Here is a 22,252-nt window from a genome sequence, read left to right as displayed (position 1 = left end):
GCCTCTCGGTGGCGATGGCGTTCCCACGGGCGAAGCCGGTGGCTCCCCCCGCCCGTGCTCACCGCTCCGGGTCGCTCCGGCAGGGGATCGTCAGTTCGGCCCAGCAGTCCTTGCCGTCCTCGGTGCACGTCGCACCGCTGCGGACGGCCAGGGCTTCGACAAGGGCGAGTCCCCTGCCTGACTCCTGTTCGGCGTGCGCGGGCGTCCGTCGGCGGCCGTGGGCGAGGTCGCCGTGGTCGGACACGTCGATCCGGAGTCGGCGGTGGCCCGGTTTCCCGCTGACGTGCAGGGCGACGCCTACGCGGCTTCCTCCGGAGTGCAGTACGGCGTTGGTGACGAGTTCGGAGACGACGAGCTCGACGTCCGCGGCCGTCACGTCGTCGAGGGCGGACTCCCAGGCCCGTAGCTGCCGCAGCACGCGACGGCGGGCGGGGGCCACTTCACGGGCGGTGGCGGGCAGGTCGAAGCGGGCGGTGGACATGATCGGCCTTCCCGTGTGAGGGGGTGGAGGGCGCGTTCCAACGTTACGGTCGACACAGCCGGGACTCCTGACCCTTTTGTCTTGATTTGTCGGTCGGTGGTCGGTGGTGGCTCTCATCGATGGTTCATCGTGTCCGGCCTGCCGGAGCGCGGGCGGAGGGAGGACCCCTCAGTGAACGGCTGTGGCGGCCGCTGGCGGATCCGGCTGTGCGACGTCGTCCTGGCCCTGGGCGCGGCCGTGTACCAGGTGCGGGACCTGCTCCTGCGGTCCGCCGGGGACTGGCGGTTGGACGGGGCGCGCTGGGGCGATGTCGCGGTGTGGATCGCGCTGAGTGCCCTGCTCCTGCTGCGCAGGCGTTGGCCCCTCGCGGTCGCCGTCCTTGCCGTCGCGGCCGACCTGGTCAGTTTCTACCCCGCCGCCGAGGCCGTGGCCATGTTCACCGTCGGGACCAGCGTCCGCTCACGGAGGATGCAGGGCGCGGTCCTGGCGGCGTCCGGCGTCTCGCACGCTCTGGTGTACTGGTACGGGCACGGGTCGACGATGGCCCAGCTCTTCCCGCACTACATCGTGTTCTCCGTGACCCCCCTGCTGCTGGGACTCTTCATCGCCGGGCGGCAGGAGCGGCTGGAGTACATGGAGCGTGAACGCGTGCTCCTCGACGAGCGGGCCACGGCGCAGGAGCGCCGCCGGATCGGCCGGGAGATGCACGACGTGGTCGCTCACGGGGTGAGTCACATGGTGTTCCGGGCGGGCGCCCTGCAGATGGCGGCGGAGAACCGCCGGGCCGAGTGGGCCGTCGAAGAGGCACTGACGCTGCAGGCGCTCGGCCGGGGCGTCCTGGGCGAGCTGCGCACCGCGCTCGGACTGCTCAAGGACACGGGACGGGGTGAGCGGATGCCGCTGCCGACCGTGGAGGACCTCCCCGCGCTGCTGGCCCACGCCAGGGAGAGCGGCCTGGCGGTGCGGCTGCACCAGGAGGGCGGCCTCGCCTCGCTGGAGCCGCAGTACGGACGGACCGTCTACCGGGTGGTCCAGGAAGCCCTCACCAACGTCGTCAAGCACGCGCCCGGCGCCGCGACGACCGTGGACATCATCCGCGCCGAGCACCGGCTCACCGTACGGGTCGTCAACCTTCCTCCCGGTCCGCGCGCCGACAGTCCGACGACGCTGCCCGCGGGCGGCCACGGCCTGCTGGGCATGCGCGAGCGTGTCACGCTCCTGAGAGGAACCCTCCAGGCCGCCCCGACCCCCGACGGCGGTTTCCGCATCGAAGCACTGATTCCCCTGCCGCCCCTCACCGGCCTGCGGCAGCCGCCCAGCACGGAGACCGAGCCATGATCCGCGTACTCATCGCCGACGACGAGGCGCTCATCCGCAGTGGACTGGAACTCATCCTCGGCCTGCAGGACGACATCGACGTCGTGGGAGTGGTCGAGGACGGCGACGCCGCCGTGACGGCCGCGCGTGAACTCGCCCCCGACGTCGTCCTCCTCGACATCCGTATGCCCGGCACCGACGGCATCGCGGCGGCCAGGGCGATCGGCGCGCTGCCGTCGCCGCCCACCGTGATCGTTCTGACCACCTTCGCCGTCGACGACTACATCGACGAGGCGCTGCGCGCGGGGGCGGCGGGCTTCCTCCTCAAGGACACCCCGCCCAAGGACCTCGTCGAGGGCATCCGGATCGTGGCGCGCGGCGACGCGGTCCTGTCCCCGGCCGTCACCCGCTCCGTCATCGACGCCCGGCGTGCCCGGCCCGTCGCCCCCGCCGCCGAGCAGCGGCACGCGAAGGAGCTGGAGCGCCTGACCGGCCGGGAACGGCAGGTTCTGGTGCTGCTCGCCCGCGGCCTGCCGAACGCGGAGATCGCCGCGGCCCTCCACATGGGGGAGGGGACGGTGAAGGGGCACGTCAGCCGGATGATGGCGAAGATCGGCGCCGCCAACCGGGTCCAGGCGGCCCGGATGGCCTTCGAGGCCGGACTCGCACCCGCCGACGAGGCGGAGCCCGAATCCCCGGCTCCCTGAGCGGCTCCTCGGCGGGCGGGGCGGCCCGGCTCAGCGCGACCGGGGCCGGGGCGCCCGTGCGCGGGGATGGTTCTGCGCGTGCCACACCGCGGTGACGACGAGGGCGCAGCCGACGTACTGCAAGGGCGCGGGACGTTCACCGATCGCGATGCCGAGTCCCATGGCCATGACGGGGTGCAGCAGGAGCAGGGCGGCGGCGGTGTTGGGGCTGAGCCGGGGCAGGGCGGGCGTGATGATCAGCCAGGCGGCGACCTGGCCGATGAGGGCCAGGGCGGCGAGCCAGCCCCAGGCGCTCGGGGTGGTGGGCAGGTCGATGCCGGTCCAGAGTCCGCCGAAGACGGCCGCGGCGATCGCGGCGGTGAGCGTGGAGGTGAAGACGGGGTGGACGGTGTGCTGGTGTCCGCCTCCGAGACGGATGAGATAGAGGTAGCCGGCGTACGCGCATCCGGCGATGCTCCCGTAGAGCGCCCCGCGCAGCGGATCGCTCGCCTCCTGGGGCGCGCCGACGGCCCCGCTGGCGAGAGCCACGCCGGTGAGCATGAACGGGACGGTCAGCAGGAAGCGCCGGGTGAGGGGCGTCTTGGAGAACGCCCGGGCCAGCAGGGGGAAGACGATGACCTGGATGTTGATGAGGACGGTCGCGATGGAGGCGCCCACCTGCTGGATGGCCGCGGCCCACAGGACGTAGTCGATGCCCAGGAGCAGTCCCGCCGCGGCGTCGCTCGCCAGGAGCTGGAAGGGGCGGCCGCCGAGGCGGTTGTACTCGCGGACGGCGAGGGGGCCGAGGACCGTCAGGGCGATGGCGCACCGCAGGAACGCGGCCGTGCCCGCGCTGGTTCCGGACAGCTTCACGAACACGGCGGAGGAGGCGATGCACAGCCCTCCGATGATCATCATCAGTACCGGACTCGTGCCGCCGGCCGGTCCGGTGCGGTGGTGCGTGGTCTGCCGCGGGTGGGGTGCGGTCGCCTTTCCGGTATCCATGCTGACCACTGTGAACCACGCAAATGATAAGGAAAAGCGATGTTTTGTCAGCAGTATTCGGTAGCATGGGTTATGTGATCAATCTTGAACGGCTGCGTGCTCTGGCAGCGGTCTTCGCCCACGGGTCCATCGCGCGAGCGGCACAGGCGCTTCATGTGACGCCTTCGGGGGTCTCCCAGCAGCTCAGCCGACTGGAGAAGGAAGCAGGCCACCAGCTGCTGGAACCACACGGGCGCGGCGTCCGGCTCACCCACGCCGGACGTCTGCTGGCCGCGCACGCGGCCGCGGTCATGGCGGAGGTGGCCGCGGCCGAGGCCGATCTGGCCGACCTGGACGACGAGGTCGTCGGCCCCTTGAGGATCGGCGCGGTCAGCAGCGCGATCCGCGCCCTCCTCCCCGACGTGCTGGCCTCGCTGACCGCACAGCACCCCCGGCTCACACCGATGGTCAAGGACGGCGAGGTCCTCGACATGATGCCCGCCCTCCTGACGGACGACCTCGATCTGCTGCTGGTGGAGAGCTGGAGCAACCGCCCCGTCCGGCTGCCCGCCGGAGTCACGGTGCGGACCCTGCGCACCGAGGACGTGTGCGTGGCCGTCGGCGAGCGGCACCCGCTGGCCGACCGCCCCGCCCTGGAGGCGCACGAGCTGGAAGGCCTGAACTGGGCCAGCTGCCCGCAAGGCACCGAATCGTACGAAGCCCTGGTGCAGGCCCTGCGCGGTCACGGGATCGAGCCGGAGATCCGTTACCTCGTCGCCGACTACACCACCCAACTCGCCCTGGTCGCAGCCCATCTGACGGCGGCTCTGGTCCCGTCCATGGCGCAAAGCCCAGCGCCCCCCGGCGTGCGGTTCCTGGCACTGCGCCCCGCTCTGCGGCGCGAGGTGCAGCTCGTCCGGCGCGGCGGCAGACAGAGCCCTCCCGTCCGCGCCTGCCTCGACGCCCTCGTCCCCGACGGATTCGCGCAAACCGCGCCCTGACCTCCGAGACGCCCTCCACCGGGTGCCATTGGTTGTCATCCTTCGGCACTGGTGGGCCCATCCGCCGCCCGGCAGCCTTTCGAGCGGAGCCGCACCACACCGGACGCGGCCCACCATCCAGCGGATGAGGTGAGGCAGTCATGCCCTGCGAGAGGAACACGGAGCAGCCGGACTTCGGGATCATCGCCACCATTTCCCTCCCACCCGAGAGCCTGGTCCCCGACCCCGTGACCGGCGCGTCGGGCCCTCAGGAGTACGACCGCTACTTCCGTATCGACCGAGTGCCCGGCGGGCTCCAGGAGTGGTCGAGGACCTGCGTCACCCTCACCCAGAAGGTCCTCGACGACCTCCGCGAGAACGGCGGCGGCCTGGACGACCGCGACGAGAGGGATCTGCTGAAGGGATTCCTCGTCCTGACGCAGACCACCCTGGACCGCTGGGCAACAGCAGCCACCACCCCGGACCGCTCGGCGACGGCAGCCGATGAGGACGGCGCCGAGAGGCCGGACAGCCGGTGAGCGGCTGCCCCGGCGGCGCCGTGCCCACACCTGGCCAGGCGCGGGCCGTACTGCGGTGGAAGCTGGGACATCACCTCTTCCACGTCCAGCTGATCGCCATGAACAGCCTGCTCGCCGAAGTGCCCCACGCCCTGGACACCCGCGCCTGGCCGCACGCCGTGACGCTGCTGCGCCGCCTGACCGTGCTCTACGACGCGGCGAGCGCCGCCATGCGCTACGCGGCGGACTTCCCCACCCGGCAGTACACCGAGTTGATCCGCCCCTCCATGGCACCGCCGATGCTCAGCCCCGGATTCTCCGGCGAATCCAACCGGGACCACACGCACATGGTGGAGCGCGTGCGCACCGTGCGGACCCGGATCCGCCAAGAGGCGGCCGCGGGCGTGATCCCCTCGACGGTGGTCCAAGAGGCGCAGGCCCTGTTCAAGGCCCAGGCCCGCAACCGCAGGCAGCACATGCTCATCTGCGAACGCTTCGTGCCCGGCGGCACATCACAGCTCCAGGAGTTCTTCGACCGGCAGCAGGAGGCCGAAACATCATGATCACAGTGATCGAGACGTGGTACCTCAACGACGAAGCGACCGGCGACGCCCTGTACGCCATGCAGGAGATGGACGACCTCACCGGCCCCGCCGCCCACGGGAATTCCGGCTGGTCGGGCCACGCCCGCTTCTACCAGAGGGCCGCCGAGCCCTCCCAGGTCCTCATGGTCTACCCGTGGTCGGACCGCGCCTCCCACGACCGGCTCCGGAGCGCCGAGGAAGCGAACCTCCAGGACTTCTACGCACGCCGCTGCTCGCGGCCGCGCCACATCGAGATCCTGACGGAACTCGACGTCGACGTCGACGACGACCACCCCGGGCACTGAACGGACGAAGGAGCCCGCACGATGACGGCGACACCGTCCCCCCGGGGAGACTGGGAACCGGCCGAACTCGAACACAACGGCCGCGCCCTCCTCGCCCGTATCAGAACGCACCTGGAGTCGATACGCGAACAACCCGTCACCACCGCCATCGGCGCCGACGCGCTCCTGGAGATGTTCACCGGTCCGGTGCCGGAGCACCCCGAACCCTTCCTCGACGTCCTGGATGACACCTGGGCCAAGGTCGTGCCGCATCTGACCCAGTGGCATCACCCCTCCTTCCACGCCTACTTCAGCCACAGCACGAGCGGCCCGGGCATCCTCGGTGAACTCCTCACCGCCACCTTGAACGTGAACGGCATGCTCTGGCAGAGCGCACCCGCCGCCGCGGCCGTCGAGAAGACCGTTCTCGCCTGGATCGCCGAGATGACCGGCTACCCACCGGACGCGGACGCCGTCCTGGTCACCGGCGCCTCACTCGCCACCTTCTACGCTCTCGCCGCGGCCCGCGACGCCCTCACCGGCCTGAAGGTGCGCGAAGGCGGCATGGCGGGCGGCCCCCGACTGCGCCTGTACACATCGGACCAGGCCCACAGCTCCGTGGAGAAGGCCGCCATCGCCCTCGGCGTCGGCACCGACAATGTCGTACTCCTGGCCACCGGCGACGACGGCCGGATGCCGCCGGCCGCGCTGGAACGCGCCATCCGCCACGACATCGACCACGGCATGCGGCCCTTCGCTGTCGTCGCGACCGTCGGCACCACGGCGACCGGGGCGATCGACCCACTGCCGCAGATCGCCCAGGTGTGCCGCGCCTTCGGCGTCTGGCTCCACGTGGACGCCGCCTATGGCGGGCTGTGGAGGCTGGCCGACACCCTCCGTCCCCACCTGGAGAACCTGCGGGTGGCGGACTCGATGGTGGTCAACGCGCACAAGGTCCTCTTCTGCCCCATGGAAGCCAGCGCCCTGTACTGCAGACACCCCCGGGCGCTCGAGAACACCTTCCGCCTGGTCCCCGAATACCTGCGCGTGCCCGACGACGCGGGAGCCGTCGACTACATGAACCACAGCCTCCAACTGGGCCGCCAGTTCCGTGCTCTGAAGATCTGGTGGACCATCCGCACCTTCGGCCGCACCGGCCTCGCCGAGCGCCTCACCCACAGCGTGGAACTCGCCGACTGGCTGCGCGCCCAGGCGGAGCGGCACCCGTCCTGGGACCTGCCGGCCCCGTCCGTCCTGCCCCTGGTCTGTCTGCGCTACCAGCCCGACCGATGGCCGCACCCCGCCATGTCGACCGCCGAACGCAGCCAGTGGACCGACACCCTCAACGAGGAGATCCTCCACGCCGTCACCGCCTCCCGCACCGCGCTCATCTCCCACGCCGTCACCACCAGCGGCTACGTCCTGCGTGTCTCCATCGGCAACATCCAGACGACCAGGGACGACATCGAACACCTGTGGAACCTCCTGAACACCGTGGCCGCCGACTGCCAGGACCGACTCCTCGCCCAGCACTCCGCGGACCACCACGCAAAGCCCCAGTCCTGACGACCCCAGTCCTGACGAAAGGAATGACCACGATGGACGCCTCTGCCCATACCGCCGGACGGGAGAGTCTGCGTCAGCGTCTGGCCAAGCTCGGCGCGGAGCCCCGCTGGAACACCGGCGACGGCCCCTGGTCCCCTCGGCCCCCTTCGCTGCCTGCCCTGTGGAAATACGCGGAACTACGCCCACTGGCCCTGGAGTCCATCGGGTACGCGCGCGCCGACGACGCGGCTCTGCGCGTCATCTCCCTCATCAACCCCGGCGACACGACGACGGCCACGGTGAACTCGCCGCACGGCAGCCCGGCCACCGTCGGCCACCTCTACAGCGGCCTCCAGCTCCAGAACCCCTCCGAATCCATGACCGCACACCGCCACGCCGCATCCGCGCTGCGGTTCGTCGTCGAAGGCCACGGGGCATGGACCGTCGTCAACGGCGAGCGCCTAGAAGTCCGTCCCAAAGACATCGTCATCACACCCGGCGGCACCTGGCACGAACACGGCACCGACTCCGGCGACACCCCTGTCATCTGGCAGGACGGCACCGACGACCCCCTCGTCAACACCCTTGACGCGAACTTCTTCGAACTCCACCCCGAGCGCCACCAGGCACGCGGCCATCCGGTCAACTCCTCCCTCCTGGAGTACGGCAGCGGCATCCTCCAACCCGACGGCCGCCGTGACAGCTCCCTGAGCCCCCTGCTCCTCTACCCCTGGCGCAAGACCTACGGCGCGCTGCTGGCCTGCGCGGAGGCCAGGAGAGGCTCCCCGTACGACGGAACCCTCATGGAATGCGTCAACCCCGCCACCGGCGGACCGGTCACGCCGACCCTCGCCGCCCACCTCCAGCTCCTGCGCCCCGGCGAGCACACCCGCGCCCACCGCCACACCGGCTCCGTCGTCTACCACGCCGTCCACGGCCGAGGCCACTGCGTCGTAGCCGGTCAGCGCCTGAGGTGGCAGGCCGGGGACATCTTCTGCGTCCCCTCCTGGGCATGGCACGAACACTCCAACGAGGACCCCACACACGACGCCGTCCTGTTCTCGTTCAACGACTTCCCCACCATGCGCCACCTCGGCCTCTTCCGGGAGGAGGCCCTCGACACCCGCCACGGCCACCAGGAACAGACGGGACAGGACGCCCGCTGAAGCCGACTCGAGTCGGCCGTGATTCCAGTCCGGCGGTGATCTCCAGGGACGCCGGTGCCGCGATCACGCGGGCCATGTCCCGCGTCAGCCCGTGAACCCCGGCACCACCAGACCGGACTCGTACGCGATCACCACCGCGTGGGTGCGGTTCTGCGCGCCGAGCTTGGTCAGCACGTTTCCGACGTGCGTCTTCACCGTCTCCAGGCTCACCGAGAGCGACGCGGCGATCTCCGGGTTGGACAGGCCCGTGGCCATCGAGCGCAGCACCTCCTCCTCCCGCCCCGTCAGCGCCGCCTTCGGCAACGCCTCGGCGGAACCGAGCGGGCGGGCCGCGACCATTCGGCGCAGTGCCGCGGGGAAGAGGATCGCCTCGCCCGCCGCCACCACCCGTACCGCCTCCGCGATCTGGCCGACCGGAAGCCGCTTGAGCACGAACCCGCTGGCTCCCGCGCTGAGCGCGGCGGTGACGTAGTCGTCGTTCTCGAAGGTGGTGATCACGACGACTTTCGGCGGTCGGCCCGCATCGGTCGCATTGGCCGCATCGGTCGTGCCGCCCGCACCAGTCGTCCCAGCCGCCCCGTCCGGATCCACCGAACCTGCCGAACCCGCCGAATCCGCCGACCCGGCGAGGAGTTGCCGGGTCGCCTCGATCCCGTTGCGGCGCGGCATCCGCACGTCCATCAGGACCACGTCCGGCCGCAGCAGCCGCGCCTGCTCGACCGCCTCGACGCCGTCGGCGGCCTCGCCGATCACCGTGATCCCCGGCCGGGCCGCGAGCAAGGTGCGCAGACCGCTGCGGGTCACCTCGTCGTCGTCCGCGATCAGGAGGGTGACGGGGGAGACGGGGGTGACGGGGGAAGGGGAGGGGCCGGGGTGCGTGCCGGAGCCGCTCATGCCGGACGCGCTCATGCCGACAACCGTACGGGCAGCCGCACCGCCAGCCGCCAGTGCCCCGGCCCGTCCGGGCCCGCCTCGATCTCGCCGTGCAGCAGCCGCACGCGCTCGGCGAGGCCGGGCAGGCCGTGCCCGGACGTCGGGAAGGCGCCCGGGCCCCTGCCGGGACTCGTACTCGACCCCGTCCGATTGACCACGCCGAGCTCCAGCGCGTCCGGCGCGGCCGCCACGCGCACCTGGATCGGACCGCCGGACCCGTGCCGCAGCGCGTTCGTCAGCCCCTCCTGCAGGATCCGGTACGCCGCCCTGGAGAGCGTCCCCCGCACCTGGGCAGGCTCGCCCGAGATCTCCGGCTCCACCACCGCGCCCGCGTGCCGCAACCGGTCGAAGAGTTCGGGCAGGTCCGCCAGGGTCCGGGTGGGCGCCGTCTCCGCCTTCTGCTCGCGCAGCACTCCCAGTACGTAGTCCAGGTCCTCCAGCGCGGCCCGGGACGAGTCCTCGATGCTGCGCAGCGCGGCCTGTGCGGCCACCGGGTCGGCGGAGAGCACTTCGCCCGCCACCGCGGCCTGGATCGTGGTCGCCGTCAACGTGTGGCCGATCGAGTCGTGCAGCTCGTGGGCGAGCCTGTTGCGTTCGGCCAGCGCCTGCTCGCGCTCCGCCGCCAGGGCGAGCCGCTCCGCCGACGACGGCCCAAGGAGCCTGGGCGCCAGCCACCGCAGCACTCTCGTCACCACCGCGCACACCACCGCCGCGAGGAACAGGCAGCAGAGCGCCACCACCCAGCTCCAGGCCCCGTCCACCCACACCGACCGGCCGAAGAGACTCAGCCCCGTCTCGGCGCCGAGCGGCAGGGCCAGGCCCGCGAGGAGCAGCAGCCCGCTCGTCAGCGCCCCGGTCCACCCCAGCGCCACGTGCAGCACCAGCCAGAGCGGCGTCCGCCAGCGGTCGGTGCCCGAGGACGCCACGGCCGCCGGGTCCGGCAACGACACCTTCAGCAGCCGACGGGCGAAGGCGATCAACGCCCGCCGCGTGCTGCGGACAAGACCGACCGAGCCGATCGCCGCCGCCCACAGCAGCAGGCCAGCCACCAGCAGCACGCCGTAGGGAACGGATGGCAGTACGAGCGTCGGCAGCATCGCGAAAGGCAGCAACGGAAGGCTCGCCAAAGCGCCGCAATAGGCGAACAGCATGCCCGAATACGTGGAGCCGCTCAGCAGCGGCCGGATTCCCCTGATCATGATTCGGCCAGTATGACCGGGTCGCTCCACGGCGGCCTCCCCCGATCGAGGGAGCCCCATTTCCCGCCTTACCGCGATGTGCGTACCGGGCTCCGGAAGTCAGGATCGTGCCCTGACCAGTTGACCGGAGGACGGCCGATGAACACGCAATCCAAGAGCACGCCAGTGATACAGACAGTGTCGACAGCACCGACAGTGGCGAATCACACAACGGACCCGTATTTCCCCGGCCCCCTGGGCTCCAGCCGTGCCGTACGGCCTCCGGCCGGCCGGAACGGCGCGGCCGGGCCCGCCGTGGTCCTCGGCATCGTCAGCCTGAGCACTTCGATCTTCTTCATCGGCGGTCTGCTCGGCGTGATCGGCCTGGTCGTGGGCATCGTCGCCCTGGCGAAGGCGGGGCCGACCGGCACCGGCCGCGGCAAGGCCATCACCGGCCTCGTGGCGTCGGCCCTCGCGATCGTGGTGGCCGTCCTGGCCGCCGTCTTCATGGTCTGGTACGCCAACGAGACCCAGGAGTGCTACCAGCCCGACAGCTTCCACCAGTACACGCAATGCGTCCGCCAGCAGCTCTCCGGTGAGTGACCGGCGACCAGGAAAGAGGACGAGTACCCCTGTGCGCAACGTGCGAAATGGGCGAGCAGTCGCCCTCCTGGCCATCGGTATCGCGGCGACTTTCGTCCCGGCGCTGACACCCCAGACGACCTTTCCCCCGACTTCTTCAGCTTCTTCGACTTCTTCAGCTTTCTCGGCCTCATCGACTTCCTCGACTTCTTCGACTTCCTCGGCCCGGGCCTCCGCGTCCAAGGACGCGCTGCGGAAATACACGCGGCAGAAGCCCCGTTGGCAGCGCTGCGACGCGAAAGGCCCCGCCTCCTTTCAGTGCGCGACCGTCCAAGTGCCCCTCAACTACGACGATCCCGACGGGACGCGGATCGGCATCGCGATATCCCGGCTGAGGGCAGGCAGTGTGAAGGAGCGCCGCGGGGTTCTGCTGCTCAATCCGGGCGGCCCCGGAGGGCCGGGGCTGAATCTGCCGGTCGGACCGGAGCTGAGCTTCTCCCCGGCGGTGAAGAGGCAGTACGACCTCATCGGATTCGACCCGAGGGGCGTCGGGCAGAGCTCACCCGTCGGCTGCGGTCTGACGCGCGAGGAGCAGGACGCGGAGCCCGCGTACCGGGCCGGGACCTTCGCGAAGGACGTGCGGCGGGCACGCGCGGTGGCCGCCAAGTGCCGGGCCCGGGAGGGCGACAGGCTGCGGCACCTCACCACCCGCAACACCGCACGCGACATGGACGTCGTCCGTGCCGTGCTGGGCGAGAAGAAGATCTCCTACCTCGGCTTCTCGTACGGCACCTACCTCGGCGCCGTCTACACGCAGATGTTCCCCCGGCGCGCCGACCGGTTCGTACTGGACAGTGCGGTGGCCCCGGCGCAGTACGGGCGTGGCATGTTCCGGAGCATGGCGAAGGCGACCGAGCCCGCCTTCACGCGATGGAGCGCATGGACCGCCCGGCGACACACGACGTACCACCTGGGCCGCACCCCTGCCGAGGTCCGCGAGACCTTCTGGGACCTGGTCGCCCGGGCCGACCGCAGCCCCATCGACGACAACGGCACCCCCCTCACCGGCGACGGCATCCGCGCCGGGCGCGCCAAGTTCTTCCGCGCCAAGGGGGCCGCCGAATGGGTAGCCGGGCTGAAGCGCGCGGCCGGGGGCGGGAAGCCGAACCCGTCCGGCACGCCCCAGTCGGCCCCGGCCCCCGCCCTGTCCGCGTTCGCCCGCGACGTTCCCCCGGACAACGAGGCCGCGAGCGCCTGGGCCGTCCTGTGTGCCGACACCGGCGCATCGTGGCCGCGCGATCCCGAGCGGTACCGCAGGGACGCCATCCGCGACAAGGCCCGGTATCCGCTGTACGGCGACTTCGCGTCCACCATCAAGCCGTGCGCCTTCTGGACGCCGGGCAGCGAGCCCGCGACCACGGTGGGCCACAGCAGCAGAGTGCTGATCGTGCAGAACGAGTGGGACTCCCAGACGCCCCTGGCCGCCGGCCGGGCCATGCACCGGGCCCTGCGCGGCTCCCGCATGGTCACTGTCGCCGGGGGAGAGGGGCACATCGTCCACGGCACCAACTCCTGCGCGGACAGGAGCGCCACGGTCTACCTGACCACGGGCAGGCTCCCCGCGACGGACGTGACCTGCCGGGCGTCTGCCGGGCAGTAGGCGGATCCGGCGTTCGGCCGGGGGCGGGATCGTCGTGTCCCGGCCGCGACCGGCCCCACGAGGGGATCGTCCGCCACGCGGCGGCCCGCCGGGCGGAGGCGCCGCCCGGCGGGCCGCGGGCGCGCCACTGCTGGGACCGGCCGCCCGGGCTCTCGGCGGCCCGCGCGATGACGGCGGCCACGACGGCCGGGCGGGAGACGTAGACGGCGTGGCTGCCCGGGGTCTCGGAGACGACCGCGCCTGCCCGCTCGGACATGGCCCGCTGGGCGGGCGGCGGGATCATCCGGTCGTCGGTGGCGACCAGGTACCAGGAGGGCTTGGACTGGCAGGCCGGTTCGGAGACCGCCCCGCCGAGCGCGTCGACGCCCCACGGGACCTGGGAGTCGGCCATGAACGCGGCCTGCTTCTCGGGTACGTCGGCGGCGAACGACGCCGCGAACTTGTCCCGGTCCAGGAACAGGAAGCCGTCCTGGGGCGGCAGGATCGGCGGGACCGGAGCGCCGGGCGGAGGGTCGGCTGTGGATCACGACGCTGGGCGTCGTCCCCGAGCTCTCGTCGTCCATCGGGGCGAGCCCGGCGCGGTACTGGTCGAGCGCCTCGGCGTGGCGCCCCTGGCTGTCCGAGCAGGAGCAATGCTCCCGCGGTGTACTCGAGCGACCAGGCGACTTGTGCGGTGGAGCCGCCCCGGGTGGCCAGTTCCAGAGCCTCGTCCGCGTACCCGAGCACGGACCGAGGATCCGCCGGTGGCACCGAGTGGCCCCAGGCCAGATAGTTCAGCTGAGTCGCCTGCTGCGCCAGGCCCCCCAGAGCGGCGGCGGCCCGCGCACCGAGGGTGAAGACCTCACGCCAGTCGCCGATGGCGTCTGGACCGTTTGGCGCAACCATCCGCGCAGGTGGGCCGCCGGTCGGACCAACGGCGGTGCCCGTCCTGGCCGAGGGGTGGGTTCAGCCGCGGAGGAGTTCGGCGACGTGGGCGTAGGAGTCGTCCGCGTAGCCGGCCGCCATGCCCCGGTGGGCGATGTCATGGGCGGCGGAGATCACCGTGCTGTCGACGCCGCGGCTGCGCGAGGCGTCGAGGACATGGGACATGATCGCCGCCGCCGAGCGGAGGTTGGAGCCCCCGGCGGGGTAGCTGCCGGAGTCGACCTGCTCGGCGAACGCGTCGATCACATCGGGCAGGAGACCGGCGACTCCCTTGGCGTAGGGGGCCAGTTCGGCGGCGGTGACGCCTTCGGACCCGGCGAGGGCGAAGGCGTGGACGACGCCGCTCAGTGCCGTCCAGAAGATGTCGAGCAGCGCGACGTCGTGCGCTCCCGCGCGGCCCGGGTCGGCGCCCAGGTGCACGCAGGTGCCGCCGATGGCCTGGAGGGTGGCCTGGTGGCGCTCGTACAGGTCGGCCGGGCCGCTGTGAAGAACCAGGGTGGACGGACCGCCGACGAGATACGTCGGAACCATGATCGCGCCGTCGAGATAGCCGATGCCGTGCGCGTCCGCCCACGCGGCGGTGGCGCGCGCGTCGTCGGGGGTACCGGCGGTGAGGTTGACCAGGGTGCGGCCCTTGAGCGCGGCGGCGTGCGGGGTGACGACCGCGCGGACGGCTTCGTGGTCCAGTACGCAGATCACCACGAGGTCGCTCGCCGCGATCGCCTCCGCGGCGGTCGCGGTCTCGACGGCGCCGCTTTCGATCAGGCCGTCCGCCCGGCCAGGGGTACGGTTCCAGACGGTCGCGGGATGGCCCGCGGCCAGGAACGCGGAGGCCAGGGCCCGGCCCATCGGGCCCAGGCCGAGAACGGTGACGGGGGAAGCGGACATGGGGAACGCGGGCATGGGGAACTCCGAGGTCGTGACGGTGACCGATCCGCACACATGCGGGATGGGTGTGGCCGTCGGGGTGTTCGAGGGCAAGTGGAAGTCGTTCGTGATGTGGGCGCTCTCCGAGCGTCCGCGCCGCTTCGGTGAGACCAGGCGGCTGGTCACCGGCATCAGCGAGAAGGTGCTGGCCCAGCAGCTCCGGGAGTTGGAGGCCGACGGGATCGTGCACCGGGAGGACTACGGCGAGGTGCCGCCCCGGGTCGAGTACTCACTGACCGAGCGGGGCCTTCACCTCTACGAACTGCTGGAACTGCTCTCGGCCTGGGGTCGGGACCACCTGGCCGCGAGGACAGGGGCGGAATCGGACGACGGTCTTGGCGCGCTCCGACAAGACTTCCCGGTCACCGGTCCTTGATCAAGTACGTACCTTCAGGTACGTGCCGACCGGCCCCTCCCGGGGACACCGAGAGCGCCCGGGTCGCCGTCGCGCGCCGCCTCCCACGTCCCGGCCCCGCACGGTTACAGTTTCTTGCCCCCACAACATCATCAACTCCCCCCACACGACTGCACCTTGTACTCACGTACACCCGTCCGTAGTTCCACCGGAAGGAAATGCCAGCCGTGTCTCAGCACCACCGCCTCAGACCCGCAGCCGTCGTCTCCGCGGCCGCTGTCGTCGTCCTCGCGCTCGGGTTCACCGGCACTGCCCACGCCGTCATACCCGGCACGGCCGCCAGCTCCGCGGGCCGTGCCGGCGACGACCCGGACCAGCCCGACAACCCCCTCTACGACGCTCCCGAGAGCTTCCAGGTAGCATCCGGGCGTGAGGCCGTCTCCCTGTCCTGGAGCAAGCTCTCCGCGGCCACCGCCTACGAGGTGTACCGCGCCGAAGCCGAGGGAACCGGACCGGACGAGGTCGGCCCCTACACGCTGCTCGCCACCGTGAGCACGGATGCGTACGTCGATGACGACGCCGACAGCGACGTCGAGTATGCCTACAAGGTCCGCGCCCTGGACGGCGCCGGTCACGTCTCGCCCTACACCGAGCCCCGCCGCGGCACCCGGGACACCGTCGCGCCGTTCGCGCCGCGGGACCTCACCCTCGCCCGCGAGGACGAGCGCGGTGTGACGCTGACGTGGCGCAGCGGTGACTCGGACGCGGTGAAGTACGTGGTGTACCGCGCAGAGAGCCCCAACGCCCCCCGCACGAAGATCGGTACGACGACATCGCTCACCTTCCGTGACACGAAGGGCGAGCCGGGGCTCACGTACGCGTACGAAGTGAGGGGAGTCGACGCCGTCGGCAACGAGTCCGGGGCGTCGAATGTCGTGGCGGGCACCAAGTCGGTCACCTCCGCCACCGCGCCCAAGGCCCCCGCCGTCAGCGACGCCACCCTGGTGGGCAAGCGGCTCACGCTGTCGTGGTCGCAGAGCCCGCACGTACCGGTCTCCTCCTACACCGTGTACCGCTCCAAGACCACCCCGGTCGACATCACCGCCCCGAACAACCGCCTGGCCACCACGACGGACACCAAGTACACCGCCACGGTGACCGGGGACGAGGGCGAGCGGGACTACTACTACGCGGTCGTCGCCACGTCCAAGCACTCCGTCGCCTCACCCGCCTCCACATCGGTCAAGCCGACGTACAAGGACCCGCAGCCGCCCCGCGCCACGGAGTTCTACGACGTCGTGCCGGGCGCGGGCAGCATCCGGCTCGCATGGTTCTCCGCCCCGCACGGCAGCGGGGAGCCCCCCGTGACCGGCTACCGGGTCTACCGCTCCACCAAGCCCCACATCACCAAGGAAAACGCCGAGTTCAGCCACGAGGTCACATCCGGTGCGGAGTACGTGGACCGTGATCTGACGAGCGGCACGACGTACTACTACGCGGTCGCCTCCCTCGACGAGGACGGCCGTGAGTCCGCGCTCTCCCCCGAGGTATCGGCGACGCCTTCCGGCTGAGGGACGAGGGGCCGGGAGGCTGCTGTCCTCCTGGCCCCTGAGCTGCCCAGGTGCGCCGGGAAGTGTCGCGGCCAACGGCGACCTCGACACCAATCGGTCGAGGACGTCGGCCAGGCCGGGGCCACGGCTGTCACCGAAGGCTGCCTCGACCCGGCGGCGGTGGAACGACCGGACGGTGCCCTCTGACCCAGAGCAGCAGGACCACCGAGCACACGGCGGCGGACGCGCACCACGTCGAGATGTACTCCTGGCGCCACAGGACGACGGACACCGCGGCTCCGACGGCGACCAGGACGCCGAACAGGACGAGGCCCCGGTCGCCGGACAGGAGCAGGCAGCCGATGGTGGCGAAGAGGTAGCCGAGGACGATCAGCTCCGGCTGGGGCAGTCCCAGGGAGTAGCCGACGGTGTGTCCGCGGATCTCGGCTGTCACGGTGCGGGTCGCCAGCGCGTAGGCGAGTGCCGCCGCCGTCGCGGTCCCCGCTGCCAGGGGGAGGAGCAGGCGGCGGCGGGCGCTCGGTGGCGCGGCGCACAGGACGGCCGCCGGTACCCACAGTGCGAGGAGTGGGAGGGCGATGACGGCCCAGGCGAGAGTGGTGGGCCCGGTGCCGCCGTTGTTGCGCCAGACGGCGGCCTCGATGATCTGGTGTGCGCCCAGGAGGAGCGGCAGCGCGGCCAGAGGCAGGTCACGGGGGTGTCGGGCCGCCAGAGTCACCGAGGCGACCCCCACGGCCGCGATGCCCACGCCCGCCACGAGGTCGGCCGTCGCGCTCCAGCACATGACAGCAACGCTACGGCCGACGTGGCGTCGGAGCGCGCCGGGATTCCCCGGGGCGGGCGGTGTCCGCTGCCGGTCCAGCCTCGGTCGGTGGGGGCTCGTCCGAGGCGCGGGTGCGGGCGGACGGGAACAGTCACTCCGCCCGAGCCCCGCCCGAGCCCCGCGCTCCGTCAGACGGACCAGGGGTGCGGTCAGTCGGGCGGGGCGAGGGCGAGGGCGCAGGCGACGCCGGTGTCCAGGTCGGTGTCGTAGCCGGACTGGAACGCGCGCTTGTAGGCGTGGTCGCCGAGGGCCTGCCGGAGCCGCTGTTCGCAGGCCTCGCGGGCGGCGATCAGCGCGGGAACGCCGGCCTGTGGTCGGCCGAGGGTGTCCCAGAGCTGCTGGGCCAGGCCGAGCAGCCAGGCCGCGTGATCGGCCCGGCCTGCGACGGCAGCGGCCTGGGCCAGCACATCGAGGGCCATGCCGCTGCCCACGCCGTCACGCAGCCGGTACTTGATCCGCAGGGCTGTACGGGCGGGATCCAGGGCGGCCAGGTGCCGCCCGCGGGCCATCTCGGCCTGGGCGCGGACGATTTCGCCCCAGGAACGCAAGAAGTGCTCGCCGTGCCGCGCGCAGGCGGCGCTCAGGTCGTCCAGCAGGGCGATGGCCTCCTCGAAGCGGCCCGCGGCCATGTGCGCGTGGCCGCCCATCACCAGGGCGAACAAGGGCACGTACGTGAGCGGCCGTTCACGCCACGGCGTGTTGAGGAGGCTCTGGGCCAGGGCGAGCATCTGTGCCGGGTCGGCACGCAGCGCCGCCGCCCGCAGCTCGGTCACCATGGCGATGGTCTGTTCCCGCTCGCCGAGGGACGCGGCGATGGCGGTGCACTCGGCGGCGCGGGCCTCGATCGCGGTGCGGTCGCCGAGGACCAGGAGCGCCTGGCTGCAGGCGAACAGGGCCTTCACCCGGGCCGGACCGGGATCGGTGTCGACGGCCAGCGCCCGGTCCAGGAAGTGCCTGCCCTCCTGGGGAAAGCCGCAGCCGTACCAGAAGAACCACAGGGACCCGGCCAGTTCCAGCGCTCCCTGGCCTCCCGGCCGGGCCAGGGAGAACTCCAGCGCGGCGCGCAGGTTGTCGTGCTCGGCGGTCATCCGGTCGTACCAGGCGAACTGATCGGGCCCGATCCAGGTGGCGTCTCCGTCCTCGGCCAGGCGCAGGTAGTGGTCCCGGTGCCGACGGCGCAGCGCGTCCTGCTCACCCAGAGCGTGCAGCCAGTGGGTGCCGTACTCCCGGATGGTGTCCAGCATCCGGTACCGCTCCCCGTCCCCGGTGGGCACCCAGGTCAGGATCGACTTCTCCACCAGGGCGGCCAGCAGAGCGGGGACCTGCTCGCCGGGCAGATGCTCGTCGGTGCACACCTGCCGGGCCGTCGCGGCGTCGAAACTGCCGGCGAACACCGACAGCCGCGCCCAGGCCAGGCGTTCGGCCGGGGTGCACAGCTGGTGGCTCCAGCCGATCGCGGTGCGCAGCGCCTGATGCCAGGCGGGGTCGGCCTCGTAGTCCTCGTGCTCGGTGTGGCCGAGAACCGTATAGCGGTCGGCCAGTCGGCGGTTGAGCTCGGCCGGCGGCAGCTCGCGCAGGCGGGCCGCGGCCAGTTCCAGGGCCAGCGGCAGCCCCTCCAGACGGCGGCACAGCGCGGCCAGGTCGGCGCGGTTGGCAGGGGTGACGGCGAAGCCGGGCACGGCCTCGGCGGCCCGGTCGGCCAACAGCACCACCGCGTCCGCCGCCTCGTCGTCGTCCTCGGGCACCGGGAGCGGGTCGAGGGTGAGGACCTCCTCGACGTGCAGGCCGAGCGGGCGGCGGCTGGTCGCAAGGATCCGTAGCCCCGGAGCGGCGGTCAGCAGCGCCGCCACCGCCTCCCGGCAGTCCTCGATGAGGTGTTCGCAGGTGTCGAGGACCAGCAGCACCTCCCGGCCGGCCAGGTGCTCGGCGACCACCTCCAGCATGGGCCGGGTGGTCTGGTCGGCCAGCCGCAGCGCCTCGCAGATCGCGTACGGCAGCACTTGGCTCGCCTCGACCAGCGGGGACAGCCCCACCCACCACACCCCGTCCGCGAAGCGTGGCTGCAACTCGGCCGCGGCCTGTCGGGCAAGGCGGGTCTTGCCCACGCCACCGACCCCGGTCACGGTCACCAGCCGCGCCCGCCCGCACCACCGCGCCACCTCCGCCAGCTCCGCCCGCCGCCCGACCAGACGGCGATCCTCTTCCGGCAGATTTCCCACCCGTCGCTCTGTCGCCACCGCGACCGCCCCCTTCGTCATTCCGCCGTGGTTGCGCGTCCGGATCCCGCCGTGGTTTCGCGTCCGCGAGTCTCGGTGCTAGCAGCCCGCCCGGCCGACCCGCAGGGTTTCGGCCAATTCGCCCAGGAACCGCCGTCAGGAATGGGACACTCCTCATTCGCCTTCGTGCCCGCACCGGTGCGGGTGGAAAGGCGTCCGTCCCGGGGGAGGCATGCTGGTGCGCGCGGACCGTGGCCGACCACTGCCGGAGTCCACGGCCCAGGCGTCCCTCGCCCTGGCCGTCCGCTCCTGCCCCACCGACGGCGCCCGAACCGGCGGCGACCTGCACGACGCCGTCCCCCTGCCGTCCGGATCCCGCCTGGTCCTCGGGGACGTCAAGGGCCACGGTCCCGCTGCCGCCCCACTGGCCGCCGCCGCCCTCGCCGCCTTCCGGGACACCGCGACCACCGAGGAGGACCCCGTCCGCCTCGCCCACACCCTCGACACCCGCCTCACCCCCGCCCTGGGCGCGGAGGACTTCATCACCCTGCTCCTGGCCGACGTCCGCCCCGGAGAGGTCCGCCTCGTCAACTGCGGCCACCCGCCACCCCTGCGCATCGACCGCCGCCTCACGCCCCTGCGCCCCCTCCGTCCCTCCCCGCCCCTGGGACTCGCCCCTGAGCCAGGAATCCACCGCGTCCAATTCCTACCCCATCAACGCCTGTTGCTCTACACCGACGGCCTCACGGAAGCCCGCAACACCGACGGCATCCCCTTCCCCCTCGACCGTCGCACCCTGGCAGCCCTGAACGCCCCCACCCTCGACCAGGCCCTCGACCGCCTCCTGGCCCTCCTCCACGGACACACCGGGCAGACCGCACCGGCGGACGACCTCACCCTGCTCCTCGTACAGCAGGCCCCACCACCCGCCCCGCCCCACCGGGCGCCCCTCACACCGGCGGATGAGTATTGACACATCGACCTCGTTGTGCGAGGCGGCATTTCGTGCCCTCCTCCACAGGCCCATACGGTCGGATTCATGGAGCGGAAATTTTCGACGGCCGAACAACTCGCGGCTGACTTGCGTGCTGGTGAAGTGACCTCTGCGGAACTGACCGACGAGGCGATCGCCCGTATCGAACGCGACGACGAAGCGATCAACGCGATCTGTGTGCCGGACTTCGACCGTGCACGGGCCGCCGCGCGCGATGCCGACCAGGCGCGCGCCCGCGGCGAGGAACGGCCCCTGCTGGGCATTCCGGTGACGGTCAAGGAGTCGTACGACATGGCGGGGCTGCCCACGACCTGGGGTCTGCCGCCGCACCGGGACTTCGTGCCCGCCGAGGACGCGGTGCAGGTGTCGCGGCTGAAGGCCGCGGGCGCGGTGGTGCTCGGGAAGACCAACGTGCCCTTGGGGCTGCAAGACATCCAGAGCTTCAACGACATCTACGGCACCACCAACAACCCGTGGGACCACCGGCGTACGTCGGGCGGATCCTCCGGCGGCTCGGCGGCGGCCCTGGCGTCCGGATTCGGCGCGCTGTCCATCGGCTCCGACATCGCCGGTTCGTTGCGCACCCCCGCGCACTTCTGCGGCATCTACGCGCACAAGCCGACACTCGGCCTGGTGGCGACCCGGGGCATGGTCCCGCCGCCCGGGCCCGCCCTGCCGGTCGAGCAGGACCTCGCCGTGGCCGGTCCGATGGCGCGCACCGCTCGCGACCTCACGCTCCTGCTCGACGTGATGGCCGGACCGGACCCGCTGACGCTCGGTGCGGCGTACCACCTGACGCTGCCGCCCGCGCGCCACGAACAGTTCCGCGACTTCCGGGTCCTGGTCCTCGACGAGCACCCGTTCATTCCGACCGGGTCCGCCGTGCGGGCGGGCGTGGGCCGGGTGGCCGACGCGCTCGTCGACGGCGGCGCCCGCGTCGTACGGCACAGTCCGCTGCTGCCCGATCTGGCCGAAGCCGCCATGCTCTACAGGCAGTTGCTGTTCTCGGGCTCCGTCGCACGTTTTCCTGTCGAAGCGTACGAGCAGTTGCAGGCCGGCGCCGCCGCACTGAGCGCGGACGACCAGAGTCTCGATGCGGCGCTGCTGCGCGGCATGGTGCTCAGCCACCGCGACTGGATCGAGACGAACAACCGTCGCGAGCTCCACCGCCATGGCTGGCGGCAGTTCTTCGCCGAGTTCGACGCCGTGGTGTGTCCCATCACGCCCACTCCCGCGTTCCCGCACGACCACAACCCCGACCTGGTGAAACGTCGGATCGACATCGACGGCGTCGAGTATCCGTACTTCGACCAGCTCGTCTGGGCCGGTCTGGCCACGATGCCCGGTCTGCCCGCCACGGCCGTACCGGCGGGCCGGTCGCCCGAGGGGCTGCCGGTGGGGGTGCAGCTCATCGGCCCGATGTTCGAGGACCGCACCCCGCTGCGGCTGGCCGAACTGCTCGAGCAGAGGATCGGGGGTTTCCAGGCGCCGAAGTAGGGCGTACTGGCTGGGTGTCCCTCGAGGGTGCGGTGGTTCGTCCAGGGGGT

At 71.8% G+C, this 22,252-nt stretch carries 21 protein-coding genes and 1 pseudogene; 14 read left to right on the top strand and 8 right to left on the bottom strand.

The genetic code is table 11. From position 1 onward, the window contains the following. Nucleotides 1–58: 58 nt before the first annotated feature. Nucleotides 59–481 carry an ATP-binding protein gene (locus ACZ6AA_RS38865; protein WP_468455180.1) on the bottom strand — a complete coding sequence of 141 codons (423 nt, stop codon included), beginning with the start codon at nt 479–481 and terminating at the stop codon, nt 59–61. 171 nt (nt 482–652) lie between these two features. On the opposite strand from ACZ6AA_RS38865, the gene ACZ6AA_RS38860 reads away from it, so the two are divergent. Both ACZ6AA_RS38860 and ACZ6AA_RS38855 read left to right on the top strand, forming a co-directional pair. After that, nucleotides 653–1,819, top strand: coding sequence for a sensor histidine kinase (locus ACZ6AA_RS38860; protein ID WP_471463188.1), 1,167 nt, complete (start codon nt 653–655; stop codon nt 1,817–1,819). Beyond that, a complete protein-coding gene (locus tag ACZ6AA_RS38855; RefSeq protein WP_468455184.1) occupies nt 1,816–2,505 on the top strand; it encodes a response regulator in 690 nt (229 codons plus the stop codon). The genes ACZ6AA_RS38860 and ACZ6AA_RS38855 overlap by 4 nt, the downstream gene beginning before the upstream one ends. A gap of 30 nt (nt 2,506–2,535) precedes the next feature. Here the strand turns inward: ACZ6AA_RS38855 and ACZ6AA_RS38850 are convergent, their stop codons facing one another. Next, on the bottom strand, nt 2,536–3,489 hold the full coding sequence (locus ACZ6AA_RS38850; protein ID WP_471463185.1) for a DMT family transporter: 954 nt from the start codon (nt 3,487–3,489) through the stop codon (nt 2,536–2,538). A 74-nt stretch (nt 3,490–3,563) separates the two neighbouring features. Between ACZ6AA_RS38850 and ACZ6AA_RS38845 the strand changes: the two genes are divergently transcribed. The 6 genes from ACZ6AA_RS38845 (at nt 3,564) to ACZ6AA_RS38820 (ending at nt 8,545) form a co-directional block, all read left to right on the top strand. Then, nucleotides 3,564–4,469, top strand: coding sequence for a LysR family transcriptional regulator (locus tag ACZ6AA_RS38845; protein WP_468483410.1), 906 nt, complete (start codon nt 3,564–3,566; stop codon nt 4,467–4,469). Nucleotides 4,470–4,609: 140 nt separating this feature from the next. Then, nucleotides 4,610–4,987 (top strand): hypothetical protein, encoded by a 378-nt coding sequence (locus ACZ6AA_RS38840; RefSeq protein WP_468483409.1) that lies wholly within the window; start codon nt 4,610–4,612, stop codon nt 4,985–4,987. Nucleotides 4,988–5,007: 20 nt separating this feature from the next. After that, on the top strand, nt 5,008–5,529 hold the full coding sequence (locus tag ACZ6AA_RS38835; protein ID WP_468455192.1) for a hypothetical protein: 522 nt from the start codon (nt 5,008–5,010) through the stop codon (nt 5,527–5,529). Then, the gene (locus tag ACZ6AA_RS38830; RefSeq protein ID WP_468455194.1) at nt 5,526–5,855 is read left to right on the top strand and encodes a hypothetical protein; all 330 of its coding nucleotides are present in this window, start codon (nt 5,526–5,528) and stop codon (nt 5,853–5,855) included. Before ACZ6AA_RS38835 ends, ACZ6AA_RS38830 begins: the two co-directional genes overlap by 4 nt. A gap of 21 nt (nt 5,856–5,876) precedes the next feature. Next, a complete protein-coding gene (locus tag ACZ6AA_RS38825; RefSeq protein ID WP_471463182.1) occupies nt 5,877–7,400 on the top strand; it encodes a pyridoxal phosphate-dependent decarboxylase family protein in 1,524 nt (507 codons plus the stop codon). Nucleotides 7,401–7,432: 32 nt separating this feature from the next. Further along, entirely contained in the window at nt 7,433–8,545 is a 1,113-nt protein-coding gene (locus ACZ6AA_RS38820; protein WP_471463180.1) for a cupin domain-containing protein, read from the top strand. An 84-nt stretch (nt 8,546–8,629) separates the two neighbouring features. Here ACZ6AA_RS38820 and ACZ6AA_RS38815 read toward each other — a convergent pair whose 3' ends face one another. Further along, nucleotides 8,630–9,439, bottom strand: a complete 810-nt coding sequence (locus ACZ6AA_RS38815; protein ID WP_471463210.1) for a response regulator transcription factor — start codon at nt 9,437–9,439, stop codon at nt 8,630–8,632. An 11-nt stretch (nt 9,440–9,450) separates the two neighbouring features. Next, a complete protein-coding gene (locus ACZ6AA_RS38810; RefSeq protein WP_471463178.1) occupies nt 9,451–10,677 on the bottom strand; it encodes a sensor histidine kinase in 1,227 nt (408 codons plus the stop codon). A gap of 195 nt (nt 10,678–10,872) precedes the next feature. Here ACZ6AA_RS38810 and ACZ6AA_RS38805 point away from each other — a divergent pair, with 195 nt between their 5' ends. Together ACZ6AA_RS38805 and ACZ6AA_RS38800 are read left to right on the top strand one after the other, a co-directional pair. Then, the gene (locus tag ACZ6AA_RS38805; protein WP_471463176.1) at nt 10,873–11,259 is read left to right on the top strand and encodes a DUF4190 domain-containing protein; all 387 of its coding nucleotides are present in this window, start codon (nt 10,873–10,875) and stop codon (nt 11,257–11,259) included. 40 nt (nt 11,260–11,299) lie between these two features. After that, nucleotides 11,300–12,898, top strand: a complete 1,599-nt coding sequence (locus tag ACZ6AA_RS38800; RefSeq protein ID WP_471463208.1) for an alpha/beta hydrolase — start codon at nt 11,300–11,302, stop codon at nt 12,896–12,898. A 154-nt stretch (nt 12,899–13,052) separates the two neighbouring features. Here the strand turns inward: ACZ6AA_RS38800 and ACZ6AA_RS38795 are convergent. Further along, nucleotides 13,053–13,415, bottom strand: a pseudogene (locus tag ACZ6AA_RS38795) (alpha/beta hydrolase); the annotation flags it as partial. A gap of 428 nt (nt 13,416–13,843) precedes the next feature. Further along, a complete protein-coding gene (locus ACZ6AA_RS38790) occupies nt 13,844–14,725 on the bottom strand; it encodes an NAD(P)-dependent oxidoreductase (RefSeq protein ID WP_468455208.1) in 882 nt (293 codons plus the stop codon). Here ACZ6AA_RS38790 and ACZ6AA_RS38785 point away from each other — a divergent pair. Both ACZ6AA_RS38785 and ACZ6AA_RS38780 read left to right on the top strand, forming a co-directional pair. Then, entirely contained in the window at nt 14,724–15,125 is a 402-nt protein-coding gene (locus ACZ6AA_RS38785) for a winged helix-turn-helix transcriptional regulator (RefSeq protein WP_468483404.1), read from the top strand. The genes ACZ6AA_RS38790 and ACZ6AA_RS38785 overlap by 2 nt on opposite strands. 206 nt (nt 15,126–15,331) lie before the next feature. Next, complete coding sequence (locus ACZ6AA_RS38780; RefSeq protein WP_471463174.1) at nt 15,332–16,675, top strand: fibronectin type III domain-containing protein; 1,344 nt, start codon at nt 15,332–15,334, stop codon at nt 16,673–16,675. A gap of 130 nt (nt 16,676–16,805) precedes the next feature. Here the strand turns inward: ACZ6AA_RS38780 and ACZ6AA_RS38775 are convergent, their stop codons facing one another. Then, complete coding sequence (locus ACZ6AA_RS38775; RefSeq protein WP_471463172.1) at nt 16,806–17,456, bottom strand: DUF6629 family protein; 651 nt, start codon at nt 17,454–17,456, stop codon at nt 16,806–16,808. A gap of 188 nt (nt 17,457–17,644) precedes the next feature. After that, a complete protein-coding gene (locus ACZ6AA_RS38770; protein WP_471463170.1) occupies nt 17,645–19,732 on the bottom strand; it encodes an ATP-binding protein in 2,088 nt (695 codons plus the stop codon). A 217-nt stretch (nt 19,733–19,949) separates the two neighbouring features. Here ACZ6AA_RS38770 and ACZ6AA_RS38765 point away from each other — a divergent pair, with 217 nt between their 5' ends. Next, nucleotides 19,950–20,684: a PP2C family protein-serine/threonine phosphatase gene (locus ACZ6AA_RS38765; RefSeq protein ID WP_471463168.1), complete on the top strand. Its 735-nt coding sequence runs from the start codon at nt 19,950–19,952 to the stop codon at nt 20,682–20,684. Nucleotides 20,685–20,750: 66 nt separating this feature from the next. Continuing rightward, nucleotides 20,751–22,202: an amidase gene (locus ACZ6AA_RS38760; RefSeq protein WP_471463166.1), complete on the top strand. Its 1,452-nt coding sequence runs from the start codon at nt 20,751–20,753 to the stop codon at nt 22,200–22,202. The last annotated feature ends 50 nt before the right edge of the window (nt 22,203–22,252 follow it).

It is taken from the genome of Streptomyces sp. NPDC040610 (genome assembly GCF_055594065.1).
Note: the sequence above shows the minus strand (reverse complement) of the source record. Positions and strands in the feature narration are given on the sequence as shown.

What these genes read in the sequence shown, in the direction of transcription:
- ACZ6AA_RS38825 (WP_471463182.1), top strand. Translation starts at nt 5,877, where the DNA reads ATGACGGCGACACCGTCCCCCCGGGGAGACTGGGAACCGGCCGAACTC.
- ACZ6AA_RS38810 (WP_471463178.1), bottom strand. Translation starts at nt 10,677, where the DNA reads ATGATCAGGGGAATCCGGCCGCTGCTGAGCGGCTCCACGTATTCGGGC.
- ACZ6AA_RS38785 (WP_468483404.1), top strand. Translation starts at nt 14,724, where the DNA reads ATGGGGAACTCCGAGGTCGTGACGGTGACCGATCCGCACACATGCGGG.
- ACZ6AA_RS38790 (WP_468455208.1), bottom strand. Translation starts at nt 14,725, where the DNA reads ATGCCCGCGTTCCCCATGTCCGCTTCCCCCGTCACCGTTCTCGGCCTG.
- ACZ6AA_RS38820 (WP_471463180.1), top strand. Translation starts at nt 7,433, where the DNA reads ATGGACGCCTCTGCCCATACCGCCGGACGGGAGAGTCTGCGTCAGCGT.
- ACZ6AA_RS38865 (WP_468455180.1), bottom strand. Translation starts at nt 481, where the DNA reads ATGTCCACCGCCCGCTTCGACCTGCCCGCCACCGCCCGTGAAGTGGCC.
- ACZ6AA_RS38815 (WP_471463210.1), bottom strand. Translation starts at nt 9,439, where the DNA reads ATGAGCGGCTCCGGCACGCACCCCGGCCCCTCCCCTTCCCCCGTCACC.
- ACZ6AA_RS38775 (WP_471463172.1), bottom strand. Translation starts at nt 17,456, where the DNA reads ATGTGCTGGAGCGCGACGGCCGACCTCGTGGCGGGCGTGGGCATCGCG.
- ACZ6AA_RS38850 (WP_471463185.1), bottom strand. Translation starts at nt 3,489, where the DNA reads ATGGATACCGGAAAGGCGACCGCACCCCACCCGCGGCAGACCACGCAC.
- ACZ6AA_RS38855 (WP_468455184.1), top strand. Translation starts at nt 1,816, where the DNA reads ATGATCCGCGTACTCATCGCCGACGACGAGGCGCTCATCCGCAGTGGA.
- ACZ6AA_RS38760 (WP_471463166.1), top strand. Translation starts at nt 20,751, where the DNA reads ATGGAGCGGAAATTTTCGACGGCCGAACAACTCGCGGCTGACTTGCGT.
- ACZ6AA_RS38840 (WP_468483409.1), top strand. Translation starts at nt 4,610, where the DNA reads ATGCCCTGCGAGAGGAACACGGAGCAGCCGGACTTCGGGATCATCGCC.
- ACZ6AA_RS38830 (WP_468455194.1), top strand. Translation starts at nt 5,526, where the DNA reads ATGATCACAGTGATCGAGACGTGGTACCTCAACGACGAAGCGACCGGC.